We start from the raw sequence: 25425 nt of genomic DNA on the forward strand, positions 1-25425 counted from the left end.
CGTCCTGGGGGCCGGGCTCGGGGCCGTCCCACGCCGTGTCGCGGAGGCCGGGTTCCGTGTCGTCGCAGGGCTGGAGGCCGGGCCCGCCGACCACCAGCCGGCCCCCGGCGTAGGAGACCTCCTCCTCCCCGACGCCGAGCAGTTCGGCGCACCGGCGGCGGGCGGCGGCGACGAGCGACTCGGCGGCCCGCCACAGCGCCGCCCCGCCCACCTGCATGGAGCGGCTGCCGAAGGTGGCGAAGCCGTAGGGCACCTCGCCGGTGTCGCCCTCGATGACGCGCACCAGGTCGACGTCCACGTCCAGCACCGAGGCGACCACCTGCGCGAACGCGGTGAGATGGCCCTGCCCGGTGGGCGTCGAGCCGACGCGGGCCACGAACGTGCCGTCCGAGCACGCCTCCACGCTGCCGAACTCGTCACTGTCCGGCGGCCCGCCGGAACGTTCGACGTACGTGGCGATGCCCACGCCGATCGGCGGCCCGCCCTCCGCTCGGCGCCGGGCCTGTTCGGCGCGGATCTCGTCGTAGCCGACGGCGTCGAGGGCCTTGTCCAGCGCGGTGGCGTAGTCGCCGGAGTCGTAGGTGCGGCCGGTCGGCGTCGCGTAGGGGTACTGGTCAGGGCGGATGAAGTTGCGGCGGCGCAGCTCGGCGGGGTCCATGCCGAGCCGCCGGGCGAGCCGGTCCACGGTGCGTTCGAGGGCGTAGGCGGCCTCCGGGCGGCCGGCGCCGCGGTAGGCCGTGGTCGGGGCGGTGGTGGTGAGCACGCTCCTGATCCGCGTGTGCACCCGGGACGTGCGGTAGGCGCCGGTGCTCATCGCCCCGGTCATCATGGGCACGTACGCGCCGGAGTGCGGGTATGCGCCGACGCCGGCGTCGACCAGCAGCTCGTACGCGAGGAAGGTGCCGTCGGCGTCGGCCGCGAGCCGTACCCGCTGCGTTTGGCCGCGGCCGCGCGGGCCGGCCAGCATGGCCTCGGCGCGGTCCTCGCACCAGCGCACCGGGCGGCGGAGGTGGACGGCCAGGAGGGCGGCGACCACGTACTCGGGGGCGAGCTGGCTCTTGGCGCCGAACGCGCCGCCGGTGGCCGGGACGATCACCCGGATCCGCTCCCTGCCGAGGCCGAGCGCCGTGGCGAGGGCATCGCGCAGCCGGTGCTGGGCCTGGTGGGAGACCCAGACGGTGAGGCCGCCGTCGTGGCCGGGATCGACCAGGACGGCCCGCGGCTCCAGGGACGTGGGCAGCAGGAGCTGCTGGCGGTAGGCGGCCTCGACGACCACCGGGGCGGACGCGAACACGTCGTCGGCCGGTGCCCCGAAGGTCTGCTCGGCGGCCACGTTCCCGTGGTCGTCGAACAGCCGCGGCGCGCCGGGGGCGGCGGCGGTCAGCGGGTCCAGGGCGAGGGGCAGCGGCTCTAGGTCCACCCGGACGCTCTCCGCCCCGTCCTCGGCGTGGGCGCGCGTCGCGGCGGCGACCACGGCGAGCGCCTCGCCCGGATAGCGCACCCGGCCGGTGGCGAGCAGCGGCCACGGCGGCGCGCCCTCCGCCCCGGGCAGGTCCCGGCCGGCGAGGTACGGCAGATCAGCGGCGGACCACGCGCCCGCCACACCCTCCTCCTTGCGGGCGCCGGCGACGTCGACCCCGCGGATCAGGGCGTGCGGCACCGGGGCGCGGGCGAACGCGAGCTCCAGAGTGCCGGGAATGTCTAGGTCGGCGACTCTGCGTGCCTGCCCGGTGAGCAGGTCATGATCCTCACGCCGCGCGAGCGGAACCCCGATATACCGCAATGTTTGGACACCCCCGGTATCGGTATCTATGCGTATATCGGTTGCCCGGGGCGGGGGGATATGAAACCAGCACCATTCGACTACATCGCGCCTGCCTCGGTGCCGGAGGCGGTGGGCGTACTGGCGGAGCGCGGGGCGGACAGCCGCGTACTGGCCGGCGGCCAGAGCCTGCTCATCGAGCTGCGGTACCGGACCGCGCGCCCGGCCCTCGTGGTGGACGTCAACCGGATCCCCGGATTGTCGGAGATCACGGTCGAGGACGGCTCCGTGCACGTCGGCGCGCTGGTCCGGCATGCCCAGCTGGAGCACGCCCGGTTCGACGACCCGCTGGCCGGCTTGTTCCGCGAGGTCGCGCCGTACGTCGCCCACCCGCCGGTCCGCGCGCGGGGCACCTTCGCGGGCAGCCTGGCCTGGGCGCATCCGGCGTCTGAGTGGTGCGCGCTGGCCATGGCCCTCGACGCAGGGATCGAGCTGGAGGGCCCGTCGGGCACGCGTACGGTGTCCGCCGACTCCTGGTTCCGCGGCCCGTTCGCCACGGCCTGCCTGCCGGAGGAACTGGTCACCGGTGTACGGCTGCCGCGCCCGCCGGCCGGGGCCACCGCGGCGTTCGCCGAGCTGCGCCGTACCCACGGGAGCTTCGCCCTCGCCGCCGCCATGGTCGTGCTGCGGCTCGCCGGGGGCCGGGTCGACTGGGTCAGGATCGGGCTGGCCAACGCGGCCGACGTACCGTTGCGGGCGATGGAGGCCGAGCGTCTCATGACGGGCGAGCGCCCGGAGCGGGAGCTGCTAGCGCAGGCCGCGGCGCGGGCCGCCGCCGAGTCCGACCCGGCCGACGAGCCGCACGCGCCGGCCGCCTACCGCAGACACGCCATCGGCGCCCTCGTACGGCGCTGCCTCACCCAAGCCGTCGAGAGAGCGGAAACGCCTTGAACGTCGAACTCACGGTCAACGGCAGGAGCCACCGGATCGACGTCGAGCCGCGGACCAGCCTCGCCGACGCGCTCCGCGACCGGATCGGGCTCACCGGCACGACGCTGGGGTGCGAGCACGGGGTGTGCGGCTCGTGCACCGTGCTCGTGGACGGCACCGCCATCCGCTCGTGCCTCGCCCTGGCCGTCCAGGTCGCGGGCGCCGACATCACGACCGTCGAGGGGCTCGCCACGGGCGAGGGGCCGCATCCGCTGCAGGAGGCGTTCGCCGCCGAGCACGCGCTGCAGTGCGGCTTCTGCACTCCCGGTTTCCTCATGCTGCTGGCGGGCGCGCTGGCGGCGGAGCCGGATCTGGACCGGGACGAGGAGCGGCTCGACCAGGTCCTCGCCTCCAACCTGTGCCGCTGCACCGGCTACGCGGGCATCCGCCGGGCCGCGGCCCGCGCCGCGTCCCAGCTCCGCGCGGACGGCGCCTGAGCCGGGCGGGCGGGGAAGGCCGCCTGAGGCGGCGCTGGTGGGTCAGGTCCGGTCGGCGACGCGGGATCCGCGGACCGGGGCGGCGAGGCTGCCGAGGAGCTTCAGCCCCTCCTCGGTGGAGCTGCCCGGCTCGGCCAGCAGGGTGATGAGCTGCAGGCCGCCGGAGCTGTTCACCGAGAAGATCTCGCAGGTCAGCTCAAGCTCGCCGACCTTGGGATGGCGCATGCGCTTGATCTCGCCGACCTTGTTGGCGACGTCGTGGCGTGCCCACATCTTGCGGAACTCGGGGCTCTTGAGCGAGAGCTCGCCGACGAGCTCGGTCAGCCGGGGATCGTCCAGGTGCGATCCGGCGACGAGACGCAGGTGCGCGACCTTGCCGCGGGCCGACTTGTCCCAGTCGGTGTAGAAGTCGCGGGCCGCCGGGTCGAGGAAGATCATGCGAAGCAGGTTGTCGCGGTGGCTGAGCTCGCCGTACAGGGCGTCGGCGAGCGGGTTCGAGGCGAGGACGGTCATGAGGTCGTCGCAGATCAGCGCGGGGGTGTCGGGCCAGCTGTCGATCAGGCGCCGCAGGTCGAGGCTGACCCGCTCGGGCCGGCGCGCGGCACGGCGCGGCTGCAGCACGGGGTGGGCCAGCTCGTGCATGTGCGCGGTGGCCTCGGGCCCGAGATTCAGCACGCGCGCCAGGGCTCCGAGTACGCGGTCCGAGGGGTGGCGCTCCCTGCCCTGTTCGAGGCGGATGTAATAGTCGGTGCTGACGTTGGCCATCATCGCCACCTCTTCGCGCCGCAAACCGGGCGTGCGGCGCTGGCCGGCGTTCATGAGTCCGGCCTGTGCGGGTGTCGTGGCCTCTCTCCGCGCCCGGAGAAACTCTCCCAGCATCTTATTGGTGTCCACTTAAGCACCATATGTCGGGATTCGACTGTCAGGGTGGGTGCGTCACTACCAGGCAAAACTCCATCTCCGTGCCCCGCCGGGCCTCGCTCCGGGTGCGTGCTGTTCCTGGGTGCGACGCGGTCACCTTGCCGGACGATTTCCGTCTTACGTTGGCGACATGGACAGCAGTCAACTTCTCGGTCAGATGCTCCGAGCGCGTCGTGAGGCCATCACCCTCGCGGCCGTGGGAGTCCGGGACGGCGGCCTCCTCAGGCAGGCGTCCGGGCTTGAACAGGAACAGGTGGCCATGCTGGCCGGTGTCAGCACCGCCTACTACGTCCGGCTGGAGCAAGGACGCGAACACCGCCCGCCCACGCGGGTGCTGGACACCCTGGCCCGGATCCTGGAGCTCGGTCCCGGCGAGGCCGCGCGGCTGCGGGAGCTCGGCTCCGCGTGGCAGGGCTCGTGGGCCGAACGGAGCCGGCGCGTGGACCCGGCCCTGCGGCGCCTGATCCAGAGCTGGCCCGCCACTCCGGCGTTCGTCTTCGACCGGCGGATGGACGTCCTGGCCCGCAACCGCCTCGCCACCGCGCTCCACGACGGCCTGGAAGACGCCGACGGCCTCTTCCGCCCGGCGCTCCTCGGCGCGGAGGGGCGCGGGTTCGTCCAGGAGAACGCCGGCTCCGGCGGCTTCCGGCCGGCCGGTCGCATGGCCGCGCAGGTCTGGCGCGTCCGCCACTGCGAGGTCGGCGAGCTGACGCTCATCTGCGACGTGTTCGAGGTCGACCGTACGCCGGGTCAGCGGCTCCTGGTGTACCAGGCCGAACGCGACAGCCCTTCAGAACAGGCGCTCGCCCTGCTGGGCAGCCTCGCCGCCACAAAGGCGTGACCGGCGCCAGAACGTCCCTCCTTCTGCGGACCCTCTGGAAAGGAACCCTGCACAGTGATCCCGTACCCCCGATCCATCCGAGCTCGCTCCACCCTGGTCGCCTCGGCGTTCGCCCTGGTCGCGCTGACCGTGGTGGGCGTCACCTCCGCGGTGGCGATCCGCTACAGCGTCCAGGACGGCGCCTACGCCAGGGCGGAGCAGATCGCCGGGGAGTGGAGCGCGATGGCCAGGGCGGGCCGGGTCCCCCGGATGATCCCCGTCTCCGGCGACATCGACCTCGTCGAGCTGGTCGACACGCAGGGGCGGGTCCTCGCCGCCAGCCCGGCCGCGCGGGACCACCCGCAGCTGAGCTCCATGCGGCTGCCGGGCGACGACCGCGTCCAGCGTCTGACCGAGGGGTGCGTCACCGTGGTGGCGATGCGCGTCGCCCCGAACCCTGATGCCCCGGTCATGCTCGCGGGGCGCGTGACGCCGGCCCTGGTGCACGGCCACCGCCTGGAGTACGTCCTCACCGGGGTGGCGCTCGTCCTGGTGGCCATCGTGGCCTGGAGTTCGTGGGCCGCGGTGGGCCGTACGCTGCGGCCGGTGGCGGGGATCCGGGCGCGGATGGCCGAGATCACCGTCAGCGACCTCAGCCTGAGGATGGAGGTGCCGCCGGGCAAGGACGAGATCGCCATGCTGGTGCGTACCGCCAACGACACCCTGGCCAGGCTCGACGACGCGGTGGCGCAGCAGCGCAGCTTCGCCTCCACCACCTCACACGAGCTCAGGAACCCGATCGCGGGGCTCAGGATGCAACTGGAGGAGGCGATCATCCACCGCGACGAGGTGGACCCGCACGAGACCATCCACTCGGCACTGGCGGTCGCCGACCGCCTCGAGGCCATCGTCGGCGACCTGCTGGTGCTCGCGCGGCTGCGCGCCGACGGCCCGGCGATTCCCGAGCTGATCGACCTCGGCGCGCTGGTACGGCAGGAGGTGCCCCGTGCCGAGGGCCTGTCCGTACGGGTCCACGCGAACCAGGATGTCTTGGTCAAAGGGTCACGCATCCAGCTCATCCGGGTGCTGGGCAACCTGCTGAGCAACGCGCTCAGGCACGCCGACAGCGCCGTGGACGTCTTCGTGACCGCCTCGGACGGCCAGGCGGAGGTGGCCGTCGCGGACGACGGCGCGGGCATCGCGCGAGCCGACCGCGAGCGGGTCTTCGAGCGGTTCACCCGCCTCGACGACGGCCGTCGCCGTGACGCGGGCGGCAGCGGGCTCGGCCTGGCCATCTCCCGCGACATCGCGCGGAGCCACGGTGGGACGCTCTTCGTGGCGGACTCGACGCGCGGCGCCCGGTTCGTGCTGCGGCTGCCGCGGCTCGACAGCCCGGTCGTGCGGCCCGCGCCCGCCCAGCGCGCGGATCGCCGGCAACCCGCCCTCTCCCCGGCCAAGACCGTCCTCGGCTGAAGACGGCGTCCGTGGGAGTAACACACCCACCCAATCGAACATTTAGTAACATATGGTGACAAAATGCATTGCGATAATCTGCTCGGAGACTTCCTGCGCTCACGGCGCGAGGTCACCACCCCGGCACAGGCCGGCCTGCGGTACGCGGGCCCGCGCCGGACACCGGGACTCCGCAGAGACGAAGTGGCCATGCTGGCCGGTGTCAGCACCGCCTACTACGTCCGGCTGGAACAGGGACGCGAGCGAAACCCGTCCGATCAGGTGCTCAGCTCCCTCGCCAGGGCGCTGCTCCTCGACGAGGACGCCATCGGATACCTCTACACGCTCATCCACCCCTGGTCCCGCCCCCGTACGACGCCCGGCCCCGCGGAGCGGGTGAGCCCGAGCGTCCTGCAACTGCTCAACAGCTGGCCTCACGTGCCCGCGCTCGTCCTCGGCCGCCGCCTCGACGTGCTCGCCACCAACCCGCTGATCGAGGCCGTCTACGAAGGGCAGACGCACCTCGACAACTGCCTCCGGATGATCTACCTGAGCCCGGCGGCCCAAGACTTCTACCCCGACTGGGAGAAGGCCGCGTTCGCCAAGACCGCCCAGTTGCGCGTCGCGGCCGCGCGCCACCGCGACGACCCGTACATACCGAGGCTCGTCGAGGAGTTGTCCGCCAAGAGCGCCGAGTTCCGCCGCATCTGGGCCCGCCACGACGTGCAGAACCGCAACACCGAGGTCAAGGAGTTCCGCCACCCCGTCGTCGGCGAGCTCACGCTGTCGTGGGAGGTGCTCACCGTCAGCGGGACCTCCGGCCAGCAGCTCATCGTGCTCACCGCCGAGCCGGGCAGCGCCTCCGAGCGCGCCGTGGCCGAACTGGCCCGCCGCGTCGCGAGGCCGCGGGAGCGGCTGGCCCGCTCCGCCTGACCCGCTCACGACCGGCGGATCACGGGCGGCGTCCCTGGAACGTGGTGGTCATGCCGCCGTCGACCGGGATACGTCCCCGGCCGTGCCGGGCACGCCGATCACCGAGGACACGTTGATGATCCGGCCGGGCGCGCCCCGCCGTACGAGGTCGCCCGCGACCAGCCGGCTCAGCCCGAACGCGGAGACCAGATCGACATCGAGCAGCCGCGCCAACTCCCCGGCGGTGAAGTCGGCCATGCCCCGCCTGTCGCGCTGGCCCACGTTGTTGACCAGCACGTCCACCGCCCGGCCACGCGCGGCCACCTCCTCCAGCGCCCGCGCGGCCGCGTCGAGGTCGGTCACGTCGAACGCGGCGTACTCGACGTCCATCCGCGCGGCCAGGCCGGCGAGGTGGTCCTTGTCGCGGCCGTTCAGCACCACCCTGGCCCCGGCGCCCGCCAGCCCCCGCGCCATCTCCAGGCCGAGCCCCCGGCCCGAGCCGGTCACCAGGGCCGTACGTCCCCGCAGCGAGAACCCGTTCATGAACGTCACCCTTCTCCTGCTGAAACGATCGTTTCAGTAAAGGATAGACGGGGTGGCGAGCTCACGTCGATCGCAGCTCCGGCGGACCGTAGCCGCCGCCCCCGCCGGTCTCGCAACGCAGCACGTCACCGGGCCTGACCGGCAGCGCGTTGGCCTTGAGCAGGCCGAGCTCCCCTTCCGTGCCCGGGTTGAGTGTGACGCGCGGGGGAGCGCCCGCCTGGCCGCCCGCCAGCCCCCACGCGGGGGTGACCGAGCGCTCGAACCACAGCGACAGGGAGGCGTCCGCGCGGAACTCGTACTCGCGGACCACCCCGTCGCCGCCCCGCCACCGCCCCGCGCCGCCGGTGTCCTGGCGGACCGCGTAGGAGGTGACGCGGACCGGGAAGAGCGTCTCCAGCACCTCGATCGGCATGTCGCGCAGCCCGCCGTTGACGTTGTTGATCAGGCAGCTCTCGCCGTCGCCGCCCTCCCAGGCGCCCCAGCCGCCGACCGTGGCCTCCTGGGAGACGTACAGGTTGCCGGTACGCGGGTCCGTACCGGTGAACTGCACGATCATCGAGTCCCCGTACGAGGCCGCGGCCGCCTTGTCCGGCAGCACCGGCGCCAGCGCCCGCACCACCAGGTCGATGAGCAGCCCGAGATGCGAGTAGTAGTACTGGCAGGCGGCCGGCGACTCGGCGGCCAGCATCGAGCCCGGCCGAGTCGCGACCGACAGCGGCCGGAACGAGCCGCCGTTCAGCGGCACGTCGCCGGAGACCAGCAGCTTGTACCCGACCCGTACGGCGGCCACCGCCTGCGCGGTGCCGCAGTTGACCGGGCCGGTCGCCTGGTCGGCGCAGTCGGTCAGGTCCACGTGCATCGACTCGCCGGACACCGCGATCGTCACGTTCACCGGCAGCGGGGTGGCGAGGTCGATGCCGTCGTTGTCGAGGAACCCCGACGCCTCGTAGACCCCGTCGGGGATGGCCGCGATGGCCGCCCGCTCCATGCGCTCGGTCTGGTCGAAGATCTGGTCGCGGGCCGCCGCCACCGTGTCGATCCCCCACCGGGAGACGATCTCCGCCAGCCGCCGCTGCCCGGTCATCGCGCAGCTCACCTGGGCCCGCATGTCGCCGAGCGTGGCGTGCGGGAAGCGGACGTTGCGGGCGATCACCTCGTGCATGTCGCGGCAGGGCCGGCCGCCCGCGTACAGCTTCACCGGGCCCATCCGCAGGCCCTCCTGGAAGATCGAGGTGGAGTCCATGGAGCCGCCAGGGTCCTTGGAGCCGACGTCCAGCCAGTGCGCCCGCGACGCCGCGAACCCGGCGAGCTCCCCGTCCACGAAGATCGGCCCGTAGACGGTGACGTCGTTGAGGTGGGTGCCGCCGATGTAGGAGTCGTTGAGCGCCCACACGTCGCCCTCCTGCCACACCTCCCGCCCGTACAGGCGCTCGGTCTCGCGGGTGCACACCTCCAGGTTGCCCAGGAAGATCGGCAGGCCCGACGACTGGCCGAGCACGTGGTGGTCCCGGTCGAGCAGCGCGACCGCGCAGTCCTTGGCCTCGTAGATGACGGGGGTGTAGGAGCTGCGGATGAGGGTGGTGTTCATGTCCTCCGCGGCCTGCAGGAGCGCGCAGCGGATGATCTCGGTGGTGACGGGGTCGATCACGTGTTCACCTTCAAGAGCAGGAAGCCGTTGTCGTCCACCGCGGCCAGGCAGCCGGGCGGGACGACCGTGGTCGCGGTCTCCTCCACCACGATCGCGGGCCCGGCCAGTTCGCCGTCGAGGCCGGAGCGGCGCAGCACCGGCGTGCGGTGCACCGCGCCGTCGAAGATCACATCCCGTACGTCGGGCGCCGCCCCGCCGGACGCCTCGGGAGCCGGGGTGGAGGTACGCGGGAACGAGCCGAACCCGGTGCTGCGCAGCATGACGAACTCCACCGGCGCCTCCGGCGTGGCGTGGCCGTACCGGCTGGTGTGCGCCTCGGCGTAACGGGCCGCGATGTCCTCGAGGAAGCCGGGACCGGCCGGCTCGGCCGCGTCGCGCAGCGGGATGGTCAGCGTGTAGTCCTGGCCCTCGTAGCGCAGGTCGACGGCGTGCTCGACCCGGCGCCGCTCCTCGGGTACGGCCTGGCCGGACAGCGCGTCGAGCACCTCCCGCTCCAACCTCATGAGATTTCCGGACATGTCGGCGCCGTCCAGCGTGTCCTGCGGCCGGAAGTACGGATGCGTCAGATCCCTGCGCACGTCGGCCTCCAGCATCCCCCACGCCGAGAACGCCCCGGGGAAGCGCGGTACGACCACCTCGGAGACGCCCAGCTCGCGGGCGATGAACGCGGCGTGCATCGGGCCCGCGCCCCCGAACGCCACCAGCGCGAACTCCCGGGGCTCCACCCCGTGCTCCACCGTCAGCGTGCGGATGGCCTGCGCCATCTTGGCGTTGGCCACGTCGCAGATCCCCTCGGCCAGCAGGAGCGGGTCAAGCCGCAGCTCGCCGGCCAGAGTCGCGATCGCGATGCCGGCCGCCTCCACGTCCAGCGTCATCAGGCCGCCCGCGAACCAGTCCGGGTCCACCCGCCCGAGCACCACGTTCGCGTCGGTGACCGTGGCCCGGGTGCCGCCCCTGCCGTAACAGGCCGGTCCCGGCACGGCGCCGGCCGACTCGGGCCCGACCCGCAACGCGCCCGCCTCGGTCCAGGCGATCGAACCGCCGCCCGCGCCGATCGTGTGCAGGTTCACGATCGGCATCAGCACGGGAAAACCCTCGATGCGAGCCTCGGCGCTGACATCCGGCCGCCCGTTCACGACGAGCGACACGTCGAACGACGTACCCCCCATGTCGATACAGATCGCATTGTCCCGCCGCGCCTGATTTGCGTCGCCTGGGGCTGGACCGACGCCGGGTCCGCGCTCATGTTGATCAACGCCGGGTCCGCGTCCGAGCAGCCGGGTGGCGGCGACCCCGCCCATCGTCCCGCCCACCGGTCCGGACAGCAGGGTCTGCAACGGCCGGCGCATCGCGTAGGAGGCGTTCACCAGCCCGCCCGACGACTGCATCACGTGCACCGGCACCGCCGGCCCCCGCTCGGCGAAGCGCCGCTCGATCCCGGCCAGGTAACGCCGCACCACCGGCCCCGTGTACGCCTCCAGCACCGCCGACGAGGTCCGCTCGTACTCCCGCCACTCCCGCGCCACTTCGTGTGACAGCACGACCAGAACATCGTCGCCCAGCTCGGCACGCAGGATGTCGCCCGCCCGCACCTCGTGCGCAGGATCGGCGTACGAGAACAGCAGGCACACCGCCACCGCCTCGAAACCCTCCACGCGCGCCCGCCGAGCCGCCCGGCGCACCGACTCCTCATCCAGCGGTACGAGCTCCCGACCCAGGTAGTCCAGCCGCCCGCCGGCCTCCATCACGTCCTGACGCGGCACCAGCGGCGGCGGCTTGCGGTAACGCAGGTCGAACATGCGGTCCCGGTTGCCCCGGGCGATCCGGTAGACGTCCCCGCCGCCCTCGCTCGCCAGCAGCAGCACGCGGGCGCCCTTGCGCTCCAGCAGCGCGTTGAGCCCCTGCGTGGTGCCGTGCACGAAGAACGAGATGCCGGCGGGATCGTTCACGGCCCGGCTCAGCGCGGCGAACACGCCCTCGGCCAGATCCTCCGGAGTGGTCGGCGCCTTCGCGGCCGTCACGGCCCCGGTCCGCTCGTCGTAACAGACCACGTCGGTGAAGGTGCCGCCGATGTCCATGGCGACGCGATAGCTCATGCGCAGTACCGTACGTGCGGGCGGACGCGCCCGCATGTGCGTGAGGCACAGAAGGGCGGGCCGCCCGCGTGCGTCCCGCCACGGCGGAAGGCGAGCGACGAGCCGTCCGCGGGCGCCGCTCCGCCGGTGGCGTCGATGACGCGGGGAAGGTCAGCGGGGCGCGTCGTCGCCCGTGATCAGAACACCGTCCGCCGCCGCGACCGGCCGCTCCCCGGCCGTCACCAGGAGCAGCATCGCGGCCACTTCGCGCGAGAGATGGGGATCCGCCTGGAACGCCGCCGCGATCGCCGACCGCAACGCCGCCAGGCTGGGCTCGTCGTCCGGCTTGGCGTCGGCCACTCGCCCGATCACCCGCCTGGCGTCGGCGTCACCGCGGCCGAAGACGCGCTGCAGGATGCGGGCGCCGCGGGCCACGGTGGTGTCCGCAGCCAGTTCCTTGGTCTTGGCGAGCACGCCCACGCCGTAGGCGCCGATCGCCGCGGTGACATAAGGCATGACATCAGGCGCAGTGTCCATGAGAGCTCCCATACGTCCTCAGGGGGATGACGCGATGGTAGCCCCGATGGTTCGTGCGGCGGACGGATTCATTCAACGGATTCGTTCATCTGGGCACACCGGTTCCGCGGGCATCCCGGGGAAGTACTGGGACCACTCGCCGGGGGTGATCGGCGAGCTCGCGGTCGTCGCGCAGATCCGGGCGACCACCCGCTCCGGGTCGGTCTCCCACAGCTTGGCCACCCAGTCCTCGCCCGCCGTGGCCAGGGTGTGACCGTCAGGGGCGTAGGCGACGGCGTCGACCGGTTTGCCGTGGCCGATCAACGTTGCCAGTCTGCTCCGGCTCGCCACGTCCCACAGCACGGCGGTCTTGTCGGAGCTCACCGTGGCCAGGGTGCGTCCGTCCGGGCTGAACGCCACCGACTTCACCGCGTCCGTGTAGCCGTTGAGAAGAGCGACGCCGGCCGGCCTGGCCGGGTCGGAGACGTCCCACAGCACGACGACGCGGTCGGAACCGGCGCTGGCCAGCAGGCGCCCGTCGGGGCTGAACGCCACGGACTTCACCGCGTCGGTGTGGCGGGCGGCGACCGCGAGCAGCCGGCCGCGGAAGTCCCACAGCCGCACGGTGTGGTCGGCGCTCGCCGTGGCGACGACCCGGCCGGTCATCACCACGTCATTGATCGGCCCGGTGTGCCCGTTCAGCGTGGCCAGCCTGGTGCGGGTCCTGATGTCCCACAGCGCGGCGGTCTTGTCGGAGCTCGCGGTGGCCAGGGTGCCGCCGCCGAACGTGACGGACTCCACCGCGTCCCCGTGCTCGGCGAGGACGGTCGAGCCGTGGTCACGGAGATCCCACAGCCGCGCCGTCCCGTCCGCGCTCGCACTGGCCAGCATGCGCCCGTCCGGGCTGTAGGCCACCGCGTTGACCGGACCGGTGTGTCCGCTGAGGACCTCCGAGGTGCGATCCCGCAGGTTCCACAGCCGGATGGCCCGGTCGTAGCCGGCCGTCGCCAGCGATCGGCCGTCCGGGCTGAAGGCGGCCCCGTAGACGGAGCTGTGATGGCCGGTGAGCGTGTCACCCGGCAGGTCCCACAGCCGCGTCGTGTGGTCAGAACCGGCCGTGGCGAGGGTACGCCCGGCGAACGCGGCGGAGGTGACCGTGCCCGTGTGCCCGGCGAGCGTGGCCAGCTCGCGGGGCTCGCGAGGGTCGCCGACGTCCCACACGCGAACCGACGCGTCGGCGCCGCCGGAGACGAGCGCGTCGCCCATGAACGTCAGCGCGCGCACGGCGTCGGTGTGGCCGTCGGCGGCAGACAACGGGTCGCCCGCCAGGTCCCAGAGCCGCACGGTGCCGTCCTCGCCCGCGCTGGCGAGCACCGGACCGCCGAACGCCACCGCGTTCACCCCGCCGGTGTGCCCGGAGAGGACCGCTGAGGTACGGCTCGTCAGATCCCACAACCGGACGGTACGGTCGGCGCTCGCGGACGCCAGGGTGCGCCCGTCCGCGCTGAAGGCCACCGACTTCACGCCGCCGGTGTGCCCGCTGAGCGTGGCCGATCCACCTCGGGTCAGGTCCCAGAGCCGGACCAGGTGGCCGGCGTCCGCGCCGGCCAGCGTACGGCCGTCCGGGCTGAAGGCGACGGCGCCGACCGCGCCCGCGTGCCCGGTGAGGCTCGGCAGCCGCCGGGGGCGGGAGGGGTCGGCGACGTCCCACAGCAGCACCGCGCCGTCCCCGCCGGCCGCCAGTGTGCGGCCGTCGGGACTCAACGCCGCCGAGCGCGCGTTCGCGTTCACCGTGGCCAGCTCACGCGGGTGGTGCGGGTCGGTGACGTCCGTCAGCGTGATCGTGGCGTCCGCGCTCGCCGTGGCCGCCAGCCGTCCGTCGCGGCTGAGCGCCACCGCGACCACGTCGTCGCCGTGGCCGGTCAGGCGCGTGGCGTGCGGCGTGCCGAACGCGCTGAGCAGGCTGCCGCGGGTCACCTCGTTGGCGGACAACCGGTACGCGGCCAGGCTGAGCCGCGCGGCGAGCGCCGGGTCGGTGAGGCGCGAGGCCGCCGCGCGTTCCGCGACGCGCTGCGAGGTGGCGGTGTTGCGCTCCTGGGCCGCCTGGCGTTGAGCGCCGACCGCGACGGCGCTCGCGGCGACCGCCAGGGCCAGCAGCACGCTCAGCAGCGTGACCAGCCGGTGCAGGCGCCGGGTGCCGCGCAGGGCCGCCTCCGCCTCCTCGGCTTCCGCGGCCTCGCTCGCGTCCAGGAACTCCCGTTCCAGCCTGCTCAGCCTGCCGGCGACCTCGCGTGCCGTCGCCAGCCGGACGCCGCGGTAGAGTGCGCTCTCGTCCCGGCCCAGCTCCTGCCATGCCTGCGCGGCCTCGGTGAGCCGGCGGTGGGTGCGCAGCGCGTCGCGGTCCTCGGACAGCCACTCGTGCAGGCGCGGCCAGGAGCGGATCAGCGCCTCGTGGGTGAGCTCGACAGTGTCGCCGTCCATGGTGATCAGCCGTTGCGCGGCGAGGCGTTCGAGCACGACCTCGGTGCCGGGGTCGGTGGTGTCCAGCTCGGCGCGGAGGATGCGGCGCTTGGTGTCCTCGGTGCCCTCGCCGAGCGCGGTGAGCCGGTGGAACAGGTCCCTCGCCAGCCGCTGCCGCGCCGGCTCGAGGTCGGCGTAGACGCGTTCGGCGGTGTGGGCGAGCGCGCCGTCGATGCCGCCCGCCGCCTGGAAGCCGGTCAGCGTGAGGGTGTTGCCGCGTCTTCGCCGCCACGTCTCCAGCAGCGCGTGCGACAGCAGCGGCAGGACGCCGGCCCGTCCGTTGGCATGGGCCACGAGGTCGACCAGCAGCGCCTGCTCGACCGCGCAGCCGGCGCGCGAGGCGGGCGCGCTGATCGCGCGGCGCAGCTCGCCGGTGGTCATCGGGCCGACGACGAGCCGGCTGGTCAGCTCGTCGCGCAGCACCGGGTGGCCGGTGCAGTGGGCGTGGAAGTCCGAGCGGACGCCCAGCACGACGTGGCACCGGGAGTCGCCCGCCCGCGCCGCCGTGACCAGGGACTCGGCGAACCGGGTGCGCTCGGCGACGTCGCGGCACAGCGTGAAGACCTCCTCGAACTGGTCCACCACGACCAGCAGGTCGCCCGGCGCGTCCACGGTCACCTGCCGGGCGAACAGGTGCAGGGCGCGCGGGTCGGCGGCCAGCTCGGCGCGGACGAGCCCCGGCGGCGTGCCGGTCAGGCGGGCGAGCCGGACCGCGCACTCCTCCAGCGGGTGGGCGCCGGGAGTGAAGATCACCGACTGGTGCGGCCAGGACGCGAGCAGGCCGGCGCGCAGCAGTGAGGACTTGCCCGCCCCCGAGGCGCCGAAGAGCGTGATGAGCCGGTCGGTACGCAGCCGTTCGACCAGTTCGCCCAGGAGGTGTTCGCGGCCGAAGAACAGGTCGGCGTCCTCGAGCCGGAACGCCGACAGGCCGACGTACGGCGCGTGCCGCTCCGGCTCGGGGTCGCCGCCTGCGGCCAGTTCGGCCGCGACGGCGTGCCAGCGCTTCTCCCACTCCGCGGCGTCGCCGCCGCACACCTTCACGTACGCCAGCGTCACGGGGAGGCTCGGCAGCCTCTGCCCGCTCGCGGCCCCGGACAGCGTCGCCAGCGAGTAGTGCGCGTATTTGACCATCTCCCGATATGTCGGGCTGCCCGCGCGCCGCCGTAACTCCCGCAGATCCGCGGCGAATCTGGTCAGCGGGTCGTCGCTGCGCGGCAACGGCAGTTCGCCTCGTGCCAATGGTCCACCCCCGTAGCATCGGCCCGGCCATTTTCCCATGGGAACGATTGTTCGTCATCTGTTTTGTTCGCCACAGTGCCCCGACAGCGAACAAGGGCGGGTGCGGTAGACACACTGCCGACCGCTCCAACCTTCCATCAGGGGGAACCATGCGAACCGGGACGTCCATCCTCACGAGATCGGCGGCCGCGGCGGCCGCGGCCGCCGCGGTGGCCCTGGCCCCACTATCGGCGCCCGCCGCGGCGGCGGCCGAGCCGGCGCCGGCCGCGCAGTTCAAATGCGGCTTCCATATCGACGGCGACCTCAACGCGCTTTACGGGCACTGCGACGCGCCACCGCGGACCGACATCGTCATCAACGTCGAACTCGGCTGGGGAGGGGACAGCGGCAACTACGACATGTGCGTGAAACCCGGCGTGACGACCCTCGGGAAATACCCCTCGGTCTGGTACGCCAAGTACACCGGCAGGCTGTGCTCAGCCAGGTGAACGACGCGGCGGCTGATCCGTGGGGGGTCGCCGGGGCGGGCGCGTGCGGGCAATACGCTGGCGGACGTGCCTGCCCCGTACCTCACACTCAAGACCACCGTCGAGCACGAGACAGAGGTGCGCCGATCGCGCTTCATCTGCGCGCTGGCGCCCGCCCGCACCGTCGAGGAGGCCGCCGCCTTCATCGCCGGCCGCCGCAGGGAGCACCCCGGCGCCACGCACAACTGCACCGCGTACGTCATCGGGCAGCGCATCCAGAAGGGCGACGACGACGGCGAGCCGGGCGGGACCGCGGGCACGCCGATGGTGCAGGCCCTGGTGGGCCGCGGGTTCAGCGACGTGGTGGCGGTGGTGACCCGCTACTTCGGCGGCACCCTGCTGGGCGCGGGCGGCCTGGTGCGCGCCTACGGCTCGGCCGTGACCGAGACCCTCGACCGGGCCGAGCCGGTGCGGATGGTGCCGGCCAGGCGCGTCCACGTCGCGGTCGCCCACGACCAGGCCGGGCGGGTGGAGAACGACCTGCGCGCCTCCCGGTACGCGGTCGGCGACGTGGCGTACGGCGGCAGCGACGTCACGTTCACCGTCGCGGTCGGGGAGGACGAGGTGAGCGCGTTCACCGGCTGGGTGGCCACCCTGACGGCCGGCCGCGCCCGCGTGAGTGTGGGCGAGGACATCCATGTGCCCGGCTGAGCGGTCAGCCCTCCAGGGCGTACCGCATGACGCGGAACTTCGCCTGGGCCTCCGCGAGCTCGGCGGCCGGGTCGGAGTCGCCCATGATGCCGCCGCCCGCGAACAGGCGGGCCCGCCGCCCCTGGATGAGCCCCGAGCGCAGGGCGATGCCCCACTCCCCGTCCCCGTGGGCGTCGATCCAGCCCACGGGACCGGCGTAGCCGGCCCGGTCCATCCCCTCCAACTCTCTGATGACCTGGATCGCGGTCCTGGTCGGGGTGCCGCCGACGGCCGCCGTCGGGTGCATGGCCGCGACCACGTCGAGCACCGAGGCTCCGTCGGCGAGCCGCCCGGTGACGTGGCTGGCCAGGTGCTGAACGTTGGGCAGCATCAGCAGCTCGGGCTCGTCGGGGGTGTCGAGCGAGGAGCACAGCGGGGCCAGCGTCTGGCGGACCGAGGCGATCGCGCACTCGTGCTCGTGCCGGTCCTTGGGCGAGGCGAACAACGCGGCCCCGCGCGCCAGGTCGTCGGCCGGGCCGGTGCCGCGCGCCGTGGTGCCGGCCAGCACCAGCGACTCGATCTCCTGCCCCGTGCGCCGGATCAGCAGCTCGGGCGTCGCCCCGACCAGCCCCGCGACCGAGAACGTGTAGCACTCGGGATAGCGCCGCGCCAGCCGGTTCAGCAGCAGCCGCACGTCGATGGGCCGTTCGGCGGTGGCCACCAGGTCGCGGGCCAGCACCACCTTCTCCAGCTCGCCGTCGCGGATGCGCCGCGCGGCGCGGGCCACCACGTGCTCCCACTGCAGGGCGCTCAGGCTGCCGTCGCCGTAGGTGATGCGCCCCGGTTCGCGGAGGGGGGAGAAGCTCTCCAGCGGCGCGTCCCCGATCGTGGTCAGCCAGGCGCGGCCGTCGCGGCGCGCGAGCACGGCCCGCGGCACGACCAGGACCGAGCCGGCGGCGTCCTCGTCGAAGGTGAAACTGCCGAAGGCGACCGGGCCGGAGCCGGGGGTGCGGACGGCGTCGCCGACGTCGTCGTAAGCAGGGGCGTCGCCGAACATGGTGGCCAGCCACCGGCGGGCCCAGGCGAACCGGCCAGGACCCGGGGGCACGGTCACCCGCGCGGCCTCTCCCCAGCCGACGAGCCCCTCTCCGTTCCTGACCCACGCGTACGGTGCCGTCCTGGGCAGGGATGCCAGCAGGTCACCGGGGTCGCCGACAGGGGTGGTGCGAACCGGTAGCGGGCGGGTTGTTCCGAGCGCGACACTCACTCAAGACACTCTATGCGGGAACTGAACACGTTCGACTCAGACCCCCGTGAATGCACTGTTACGACCCATGAACCCGGAAAAAACCGGGCGTTTAGGTATATACCTCGCAACTTTGCTGCCTTCGGTCTGTCAAGCGGCGATATGAAGTCGGTCCTGAAATGACAGACCTCGCCGGAACGCATGTTGAGGGGGTGATCGTCTCCCTACCTTGATGACCATGATCGGTCACCTGGGGCACGTCCTCGCCGCAGTGGTTCTCCTTTCCGGCTCAGGCACGGCACAGGCTGCCGCCGCCGCCGAGCCCGTGCCCGAGATCATGGCCGCCCTCGGCGACTCGATCTCCACCGGGTTCAACGCCTGCGGCTGGTACGTCTCCTGCGCCTCGCGCTCGTGGTCGGCCGGCGACCATCGCGAGGTCTCCAGCCACTACCTTCGACTGTCCAGGATGTCTGGAACGCTCCAGAAGCACAACCACAACTTCGCCGCGCCGGGTGCGACCAGTGCCGACCTGCTTGGCCAGGTGAAGAAGGCGGTCGCGGCCAAGGCCGACTACGTGACGATCCTCATCGGCGCTCAGGACGCCTGCGTACGCACCGAGCAGGCGATGACCCCCGTCCAGACCTATCGGCGGAGGCTGGACGAGGCGCTGACCGAACTGCGCGCCGGCATGCCGCGGGCCAGGGTGCTCATCGCCAGCATCCCCGACCTGCGCCGGCTGTGGGAGGTCGGCAGGAACAACGCGATCGCCCGCACGTTCTGGACACTCGGCCGGATCTGCCCCACGATGCTGACTGCCCCGTCCTCGGTCAAGCGGGCCGACGCCGAGCGCCGTGAGCGGGTGCGCGCCCGCGTGATGGCCTACAACCGGGCCGCCGCGGCGGCGTGCGCCACGTACGGTCCCCATTGCCGCACCGACGGGGGAGCGGTGTTCTCCTTCCCGTTCACCCTCGACCACGTCAGCAAGTGGGACTACTTCCACCCCAGCGCGGCCGGCCAGCGGGTGCTGGCGGAGCAGACGTTCCGGCGCGGGTTCGGCTGGCTGGACCCGCGTTAGCGGCACTCGGCGAGCATCGCCTTCTTGTCCGCCGGGGTGACCGGCAGGTTGTACTTGAAGGCGACCTGGGCGAAGCGGGTGGCGTACGCGCACCGGATGCGCCGCTGCGGCGGCAGCCAGCCCGCCGGGCCTGAGGCGTCCTTCTGCTCGTTGGCGTCGCCCTCCACCGGCAGCAAATTGAGCGGGTCGTTGGCGAAGTCGAGCCGCTTGGACATGGGCCAGCGCGGCGCGCCCATGCGCCAGCCGTAGTTGAGCGGCACCACATGATCGACCTGCACCTCGTCCGCGTCGTCCTTGTGCCACCTGATGAGCCGGCCGGTGTAGGGATCCTCCAGCTCCATGGAGACGACCTCGCACCGGGAGCCCGCGCGGTAGCGCACGTCCCGGCCGTCGCGGGCGAGCAGGTCGTCACGGGTACGGCAGCCGTTGCGCGCGTACGGCACCCCGCTCGCGGTGTCCGCCCAGTTCTCGCCGTACCGGGTGCGCCGGTAGCCGGTGTTCGGGCCCAGACCCTTGACGCGCAGGCGTTGGATGAGGTCGCGTGCGCGGGCCTTGTCCCCGTCGGAGATGATGGGGGCCAGGCCGGGCAGCGTGCCGCCGGCGTTGCCCAGCGGGCTGGCCGCGGTGGCCGGTGGGGTCTTGGCGCTGCCGAGGAAGGAAACGACGACGACGGCTCCGGCGAGCAGGGCGATCGCGTCCTTCACGCTCAAGCAGGCCTCCGGGGGTCGAGGTTGTCTAGAGAAATTCCCGCAATCGGCCGTTCTGACACAGGGAGGGTTATGTGACTGATCGTCCGATCGACCCGGATGTCGACCTGCGCCTGCCCGAGCAGCGTGCCGAGGCGCACTGGCCGGTCGTCGCGGTCATAGCGGCCGGTGGCGCGCTCGGGGCGCTGGCGCGGCACGGCGTGCAGTCGGCGCTGCCCGCCGCACCGGCCGGCTTCCCCTGGGCAACGTTCTGGGTGAACGTGTCGGGCTGCCTCCTGATCGGGGTGCTCATGGTGCTGATCACGGAGGGGCGGCAGGCGCATCGGCTGGTGCGGCCGTTCCTCGGGGTGGGCGTGCTGGGCGGGTACACGACCTTCTCCACGTACGTGGTGGACTTCCAGCGGGTGGTCGCGGACGGGGCGCCGGTGACGGGGCTGGCGTACCTGGCGGGCACGATGGCGGCGGCGCCGGCCGCGGTGACCGCCGGCATGTGGCTGACCAGGTGGGTCACGCGGAGCCTGGCGGGCGTGCGATGACGGTGCTGCTGATCGTGCTGGGGGCGGCGGCCGGGGCGCCGCTGCGCTACCTGGCGGACCGGGCGGTGCAGGCGCGGCACGACACGGTGTTCCCCTGGGGCACGTTCACGGTGAACGTGGCCGGGTCGGCGCTGCTGGGGTTCCTGGCCGCCGTGCCGGCAGGAAACTGGGTGATGGCGCTGGCGGGGACCGGCTTCTGCGGGGCGCTGACGACGTACTCGACGCTGGGGTACGAGACGGTGCGACTGGTGGAGGAGGGGGCCAACTTCCACGCGGTGGCCTGCGTGGGCGCAGGCATCGTGGGGGGACTCGGCGCGGCCTACTGCGGCGCCGCCGTGGCCCAGGCCCTGATCTGAGCGTGCGGTACGGCGCCGCAGTGGCCCTGGCCTGGGACGCGACCTGTGGAGGGGCGCGGGATTTCGTGGGCGGAGTTAACGTGTAATCCTGTAAGCAAAGGAGTGCACGTGATGGCGGATCCCCTAGACGCCTACTCGCGCGTCGTCTCTTCCGTGGCGGCCGAGCTGCTGCCGAAAGTGGCCAGCGTGCGTGCGGGCCGGGGCAGCGGGTCCGCGGTGGTGTTCACCGCCGACGGGTTCCTGCTGACCAACGCGCATGTGGTCGGTTCGTCCCGGGCCGGGACGGTCGCGTTCGGCGACGGCACCTCGGGCGACTTCATCGTGGTCGGCCGCGACCCACTGTCGGACCTGGCGGTGATCAGGGCACAGACGCCCACGCCCGAGCCCGCCACGCTCGGCGACAGCGACGAACTGGTCGTCGGGCAACTCGTGGTGGCCGTCGGCACTCCGCTCGGGCTTGCCGGTTCGGTGACGGCCGGGGTGGTGTCGGGCCTCGGCCGGTCACTGCCCGCGCGCAGCGGCTCGGCCGTACGGCTGATCGAGGACGTGATCCAGACCGACGCGGCGCTCAACCCGGGCAACTCGGGTGGCGCGCTGGCCGACTCGCAGGCCCGGGTGGTCGGGATCAACACGGCCGTGGCCGGGGTCGGCGTCGGGCTGGCCGTGCCGATGAACGGCACGACCCGCTCCATCATCGCCGCGCTGATCAGGGACGGCCGGGTCAGGCGGGCGTTCCTGGGGTTGGTGACCTCGCCGGCGCCGCTGCCCGAGCCGCTGCGGCGGCGTACCGGGCAGGACGGGGCGCTGCGCGTGGTCGAGGTGGTGTCCGGCTCGCCCGCGCACCGGGCCGGGCTGCGCGCCGGCGACCTGGTGCTGAGCGCGGGCCGCAATCCGGTGGCTGACGCGCAGAGCCTGCAGCGGCTGATGTTCGCCGATGCGATCGGGCGGCCGCTGCCGATCACCGTCTACCGGAACGGCGCCCTCGTGGACGTCATCGCTGAGCCGGTCGAACTGACGGGCTCGGGCGTGTAACCCCCGCCGCAGCCCGGTCCTGCGCTGGTGCCTGGTCCCGGTCCTGGTCCTGGTCCTGGTCCTGGTCCTGGTCTGGAGTCTGGTCCGAGGCTCGGGTTCGATCCTGGGCTGGTGCCCGGTTCTGGGCTGGAGTCTGGTCCGGGGCCGAGGTTTGGCTCTGGGGTGGGTTCTGGTCCTGGAGTGGGGATGGGTCCGCCGGTGTCGGGTCGGACGGTGGGGGAGTGTCCGCGGTGTCGGACGGGGAGCGGTGTGCCCGTGCGTACGCGCTGACGCGGCGGGCCAGGAGACCGGCCAGCAGCGCGTCCCACTTCGCGCCCACGAGGTCGGGGTCGTAGGTCCGGGCGGTCTCCAGCGCATGGGCGGCCAGGTCGCGGCGCAGCCCTTCGTCCTCGATGACCCGGATGATCGAGTCGGCGAGGTTGGCGTTGGTCCGTTGCTTGACCAGCAGCCCGTCGACCTCGTGCATGATCATCTCCTTGGGCCCGTGCGGGCTGTTGAAGCTGACGATGGCCAGCCCCTTGGCCATGGCCTCCAGGATCGTCATGGGGAAGCCCTCGTGCCGGGAGCTGAGCACGAAGATCGACGCCTTCTCCAGCTCGGCCCCCACGTCGTTGGTCGGCCCCGGCAGCTCGACCGTGCCTTCGAGTCCGGCCTCCACGATCTGCTGCGCCAGACCCTCCTCCTGCGGCCCCGCGCCGTAGATGCGAAGCTTCCAGTCGGGGTGTGTGGCGGCGACCGTCTGCCAGGCGGTGATGAGCCGGTGGAACCCCTTGATGCGGGTCATCCTGCCGACCGCCACCGCGACCTTGGCGTCGAGCTTGGCCACGTCGCCCGTCATCGGCGGCACCGCGTTCGGGATGCGGGTCAGCTTCTTCGGCTGCTTCGGCAGTGTCTCCCGGTAGTCGCGCAGGTCGGCCTTGGTGAGCGTGACCAGGGCGTCGAGGCGGCGGTAGCGCCACTTGATCAGCTCCTGGATCGGCTCGGCCTGGGCGCGCAGCGCCACGTGTTCCTGCCCGATGGTGATGACGCCGGGCAGCGCGAGCTGGGCCATCGCCAGGTTGAGCCCCGGACGGGTGCCGATCAGCACGCCGGTGTCGAGCGAGCGGATGTAGCGGCTCAGCTTGAGGTCGGTCCACAGGTTGAAACGGTGGTAGGCCGTCTCCTCCTTGGGGATGAGCCTGCTGGGCAGCTTCGACAACACCGCGCGCAGCGGGTCGGGGCCCGGCTTGAGCCGGTCGTCGAGGAAGCGGAACCGTACACGCGGGTCTATCGGGAAGAACGGCTCCTCGGCCTCCTTGAGAATGCTGACGATCTCGACGTCGTGCTCCCTGGCCAGGTAGCTCGCCAGGTTGAACACGGTCCTGATCGTCCCGCCCATGCCGTGGGCGTGCAGTAAGAGGATGCGGACCCGCTTCGTCGACGCCGGTAGCGCCTTGTCCACCTTGCGCCGGTTGTACCCCCGGTACAGCCGGCCGATCGCCGACTTGCCCTTGCGTGCCAGTGCGCGCACCTGACAGTCCCCCTCATGGTCCGGAAACAAGCCTCGACACACGTGGCCGGTGGTGAGGGCAATCGTCCTGCCCCACCACCGGCGCATCGTCTCGCCCGGGTGGAGTGCACGTGCTTCATCCCCTGTGCGCTATCCCCACCTATGATCATTAGACGCCGGGAAGGTACACAAGGTTGCATATGCGGGCGACGCGCGGGTGCGAAGTGTACGGCGGTCGTCCGGGCCGGCAGGTCGAGCGCGACGTCGAAGCGTGTTCGAGCCGCGTGTCCACGTGGTGCGGCATCGGAATCAATCGGAGTGTCCGCGGCGTGCGGCGCCGAAATGGATCAGAGCTTCCGCATGGTGCGGCGCCGGGAATCGAGCGGTGTGTCCGCGTGGCTCGGTGCCGGAAATGATCGGACGGCTCGACGGCCGGGGCGCGGCCCCCGGCCGTCCGATCGCGTCACCCGGTCAGGCGGCCGAGGCTGCCTGAGTCGTTCCCCGGATCACTCCTCGTCCGTCCTCTTGTCGTCCTTCTTCGTCTCCTTGGTCTGCCGGCTGGTCTTGATCGCCTGCTTCTTCGACTTGCCGGACTTGGCCGCAGGTTTCTTCTTGGTGTCTGCCATCGGAGATCCCCCCGTACGGATGAAGTGTGCCTGATTGGCACACCAAGCCCGTTAATACCCATCTAGCGACTAAAACCGACATACCGCCTATCTGGTGGGCCGGTCGCCGGACGGCTCCGACCACCACACGCCCTCGCCGTGCGACAGTCCCGGCAGCCGCTGCTCGAACTCGTGCACCACGCCCGCCGGGAGCTCACCGGTGAGCACCCGGCAGGTCAGAGGAGGCGGAGCTGCTCCGGGGCGGCCGGCGCCGGGTCGCGGCGCGGTGGCAGGCGGCGGGCCATGGCCGGGGTGGCGCGGCCGACGCCGTGGCGTTCGGCCAGCTCCTTGACCAGCGTCGTGATGCGCTGCTGGTAGGACTTGGGCGCGTAGGAGCCCCGGCCGTAGAGCTCCAGATAGCGCGGCACCAGCCTGGGGTGCTCGCGCGACAGCCAGGCCAGCCACCACTCGCGCGCCCCTGGCCGCAGGTGCAGCACGATGGGCGAGAGGTGGGTGGCGCCGGACGCCGCGATCTCCTTGACGGTCTCCTCGAGCTGGGCCGGGGAGTCGGTGAGGTAGGGCAGGATGGGCGCCATCAGCACGCCGCAGGCGATGCCGTGGTCGTTGAGCGCCGCGCACGTCTCCAGGCGCCGCAGCGGGTGGGGCGTGCCGTTCTCGACCGCGCGCCACATCTCCTGGTCCACGAAGCCGGCCGACACGTTGGCGCTCACCTCGGTCACGTCGGCGGCCTCGGTCAGCAGGTCGAGGTCGCGCAGGATGAGAGTGCCCTTGGTGAGGATCGAGAACGGGTTGGCGGCGTCGCGCAGCGCGGCCAGGATGCCGCGCATCAGCCGGTAGCGGCCCTCGGCGCGCTGGTAGCAGTCGACGTTGGTGCCCATGGCCACGTGCGCGCCGCCCCAGCGCGGCGCGGCCAGCTCCTTGCGGGCCAACTCGGCGGCGTTGACCTTGACGATGATCTTGGAGTCGAAGTCCGCTCCGGCGTCCAGATCCAGATATTCATGGGTCTTTCTGGCGAAGCAGTAGACGCAGCGGTGCGTGCAGCCGCGATACGGGTTGATCGTGTATTCGAACGGGACCCGGCTGGCCGCCGGCACCCGGTTGATGATGGATCTGGCCTTGATCTCGTAGAAGGTCATCCCCTTGAACTCGGGCGTGTCGAACGTCCGGGTGACCGCGCCGCGGGCGAACAGCGGCACGGCCGGATCCTCCTGGCCGACCCCGGCCAGTCGCAGGTTGTCCCAGCGCATCCCATGATTAGAACAAGGATTCGAGCGTGATCGCAAACCGAAAAGACGTTGCAATTACCTGGCCAGTGGGTGGCTAATGATCTTCAGCATTGGGCAGATAGACGCCACAGAGCTTGCGT

The 25425-nt window shown here is 72.3% G+C and carries 22 protein-coding genes; 11 read left to right on the forward strand and 11 right to left on the reverse strand.

What is annotated here, in order from left to right; all coding sequences use genetic code 11:
• A partial coding sequence (locus ITP53_RS29690) for a xanthine dehydrogenase family protein molybdopterin-binding subunit (RefSeq protein ID WP_195898757.1) occupies positions 1 to 1783 on the reverse strand: 1783 nt, incomplete at its 3' end.
• 60 nt (positions 1784 to 1843) lie between these two features.
• On the opposite strand from ITP53_RS29690, the gene ITP53_RS29695 reads away from it, so the two are divergent.
• The gene (locus ITP53_RS29695; protein WP_195898758.1) at positions 1844 to 2713 is read left to right on the forward strand and encodes an FAD binding domain-containing protein; all 870 of its coding nucleotides are present in this window, start codon (positions 1844 to 1846) and stop codon (positions 2711 to 2713) included.
• Positions 2710 to 3189 carry a (2Fe-2S)-binding protein gene (locus ITP53_RS29700; RefSeq protein ID WP_195898759.1) on the forward strand — a complete coding sequence of 160 codons (480 nt, stop codon included), beginning with the start codon at positions 2710 to 2712 and terminating at the stop codon, positions 3187 to 3189. Before ITP53_RS29695 ends, ITP53_RS29700 begins: the two co-directional genes overlap by 4 nt.
• A gap of 42 nt (positions 3190 to 3231) precedes the next feature.
• Here ITP53_RS29700 and ITP53_RS29705 read toward each other — a convergent pair whose 3' ends face one another.
• Positions 3232 to 4083 (reverse strand): helix-turn-helix transcriptional regulator, encoded by an 852-nt coding sequence (locus ITP53_RS29705; protein ID WP_328816180.1) that lies wholly within the window; start codon positions 4081 to 4083, stop codon positions 3232 to 3234.
• Positions 4084 to 4240: 157 nt separating this feature from the next.
• Here ITP53_RS29705 and ITP53_RS29710 point away from each other — a divergent pair, with 157 nt between their 5' ends.
• The 3 genes from ITP53_RS29710 (at position 4241) to ITP53_RS29720 (ending at position 7315) form a co-directional block, all read left to right on the forward strand.
• Positions 4241 to 4951 (forward strand): helix-turn-helix transcriptional regulator, encoded by a 711-nt coding sequence (locus ITP53_RS29710; protein ID WP_195898760.1) that lies wholly within the window; start codon positions 4241 to 4243, stop codon positions 4949 to 4951.
• A gap of 54 nt (positions 4952 to 5005) precedes the next feature.
• Positions 5006 to 6403, forward strand: a complete 1398-nt coding sequence (locus ITP53_RS58005; RefSeq protein WP_195898761.1) for a sensor histidine kinase — start codon at positions 5006 to 5008, stop codon at positions 6401 to 6403.
• A 63-nt stretch (positions 6404 to 6466) separates the two neighbouring features.
• The gene (locus ITP53_RS29720; RefSeq protein ID WP_195898762.1) at positions 6467 to 7315 is read left to right on the forward strand and encodes a helix-turn-helix domain-containing protein; all 849 of its coding nucleotides are present in this window, start codon (positions 6467 to 6469) and stop codon (positions 7313 to 7315) included.
• 48 nt (positions 7316 to 7363) lie between these two features.
• Here ITP53_RS29720 and ITP53_RS29725 read toward each other — a convergent pair whose 3' ends face one another.
• The 5 genes from ITP53_RS29725 to ITP53_RS29745 all read right to left on the reverse strand — a co-directional run bounded on the left by ITP53_RS29725 (position 7364) and on the right by ITP53_RS29745 (position 15835).
• The gene (locus ITP53_RS29725; RefSeq protein WP_195898763.1) at positions 7364 to 7837 is read right to left on the reverse strand and encodes an SDR family NAD(P)-dependent oxidoreductase; all 474 of its coding nucleotides are present in this window, start codon (positions 7835 to 7837) and stop codon (positions 7364 to 7366) included.
• Between the two features lie 61 nt (positions 7838 to 7898).
• A complete protein-coding gene (locus tag ITP53_RS29730) occupies positions 7899 to 9485 on the reverse strand; it encodes a hydantoinase B/oxoprolinase family protein (protein ID WP_195898764.1) in 1587 nt (528 codons plus the stop codon).
• Positions 9482 to 11581 (reverse strand): hydantoinase/oxoprolinase family protein, encoded by a 2100-nt coding sequence (locus tag ITP53_RS29735; protein WP_195898765.1) that lies wholly within the window; start codon positions 11579 to 11581, stop codon positions 9482 to 9484. The genes ITP53_RS29730 and ITP53_RS29735 overlap by 4 nt, the downstream gene beginning before the upstream one ends.
• Positions 11582 to 11731: 150 nt before the next feature.
• Positions 11732 to 12097 carry a hypothetical protein gene (locus tag ITP53_RS29740; RefSeq protein ID WP_195898766.1) on the reverse strand — a complete coding sequence of 122 codons (366 nt, stop codon included), beginning with the start codon at positions 12095 to 12097 and terminating at the stop codon, positions 11732 to 11734.
• 72 nt (positions 12098 to 12169) lie between these two features.
• Positions 12170 to 15835 carry an nSTAND1 domain-containing NTPase gene (locus tag ITP53_RS29745; protein ID WP_207756583.1) on the reverse strand — a complete coding sequence of 1222 codons (3666 nt, stop codon included), beginning with the start codon at positions 15833 to 15835 and terminating at the stop codon, positions 12170 to 12172.
• A 149-nt stretch (positions 15836 to 15984) separates the two neighbouring features.
• On the opposite strand from ITP53_RS29745, the gene ITP53_RS29750 reads away from it, so the two are divergent.
• Positions 15985 to 16323, forward strand: a complete 339-nt coding sequence (locus ITP53_RS29750) for a DUF6355 family natural product biosynthesis protein (RefSeq protein ID WP_195898768.1) — start codon at positions 15985 to 15987, stop codon at positions 16321 to 16323.
• Between the two features lie 66 nt (positions 16324 to 16389).
• The gene (locus ITP53_RS29755; protein ID WP_195898769.1) at positions 16390 to 17013 is read left to right on the forward strand and encodes a YigZ family protein; all 624 of its coding nucleotides are present in this window, start codon (positions 16390 to 16392) and stop codon (positions 17011 to 17013) included.
• A gap of 4 nt (positions 17014 to 17017) precedes the next feature.
• On the opposite strand, the gene ITP53_RS29760 is transcribed toward ITP53_RS29755, so the two are convergent.
• Positions 17018 to 18259: an isochorismate synthase gene (locus ITP53_RS29760; RefSeq protein WP_195898770.1), complete on the reverse strand. Its 1242-nt coding sequence runs from the start codon at positions 18257 to 18259 to the stop codon at positions 17018 to 17020.
• Between the two features lie 217 nt (positions 18260 to 18476).
• Between ITP53_RS29760 and ITP53_RS29765 the strand changes: the two genes are divergently transcribed.
• Complete coding sequence (locus tag ITP53_RS29765) at positions 18477 to 19313, forward strand: SGNH/GDSL hydrolase family protein (protein ID WP_195898771.1); 837 nt, start codon at positions 18477 to 18479, stop codon at positions 19311 to 19313.
• Here ITP53_RS29765 and ITP53_RS29770 read toward each other — a convergent pair.
• Positions 19310 to 20017 (reverse strand): HNH endonuclease family protein, encoded by a 708-nt coding sequence (locus ITP53_RS29770; protein ID WP_328816196.1) that lies wholly within the window; start codon positions 20015 to 20017, stop codon positions 19310 to 19312. The genes ITP53_RS29765 and ITP53_RS29770 overlap by 4 nt on opposite strands.
• A 77-nt stretch (positions 20018 to 20094) precedes the next feature.
• Here ITP53_RS29770 and ITP53_RS29775 point away from each other — a divergent pair, with 77 nt between their 5' ends.
• The 3 genes from ITP53_RS29775 to ITP53_RS29785 all read left to right on the forward strand — a co-directional run bounded on the left by ITP53_RS29775 (position 20095) and on the right by ITP53_RS29785 (position 21944).
• On the forward strand, positions 20095 to 20556 hold the full coding sequence (locus tag ITP53_RS29775; protein WP_195898773.1) for a fluoride efflux transporter FluC: 462 nt from the start codon (positions 20095 to 20097) through the stop codon (positions 20554 to 20556).
• Positions 20553 to 20912 (forward strand): fluoride efflux transporter FluC, encoded by a 360-nt coding sequence (locus tag ITP53_RS29780; RefSeq protein ID WP_195898774.1) that lies wholly within the window; start codon positions 20553 to 20555, stop codon positions 20910 to 20912. Before ITP53_RS29775 ends, ITP53_RS29780 begins: the two co-directional genes overlap by 4 nt.
• A 111-nt stretch (positions 20913 to 21023) precedes the next feature.
• Positions 21024 to 21944, forward strand: coding sequence for a S1C family serine protease (locus ITP53_RS29785; RefSeq protein WP_195898775.1), 921 nt, complete (start codon positions 21024 to 21026; stop codon positions 21942 to 21944).
• Here ITP53_RS29785 and ITP53_RS29790 read toward each other — a convergent pair.
• The gene (locus tag ITP53_RS29790; RefSeq protein ID WP_328816187.1) at positions 21904 to 23454 is read right to left on the reverse strand and encodes a glycosyltransferase family 4 protein; all 1551 of its coding nucleotides are present in this window, start codon (positions 23452 to 23454) and stop codon (positions 21904 to 21906) included. The genes ITP53_RS29785 and ITP53_RS29790 overlap by 41 nt on opposite strands.
• A gap of 820 nt (positions 23455 to 24274) precedes the next feature.
• Positions 24275 to 25306: an Rv2578c family radical SAM protein gene (locus ITP53_RS29795; RefSeq protein ID WP_195898776.1), complete on the reverse strand. Its 1032-nt coding sequence runs from the start codon at positions 25304 to 25306 to the stop codon at positions 24275 to 24277.
• Positions 25307 to 25425: the final 119 nt, after the last annotated feature.

Origin of the sequence: Nonomuraea cypriaca (assembly GCF_015645445.1) — a bacterium.
Lineage (GTDB): Bacteria > Actinomycetota > Actinomycetes > Streptosporangiales > Streptosporangiaceae > Nonomuraea > Nonomuraea cypriaca.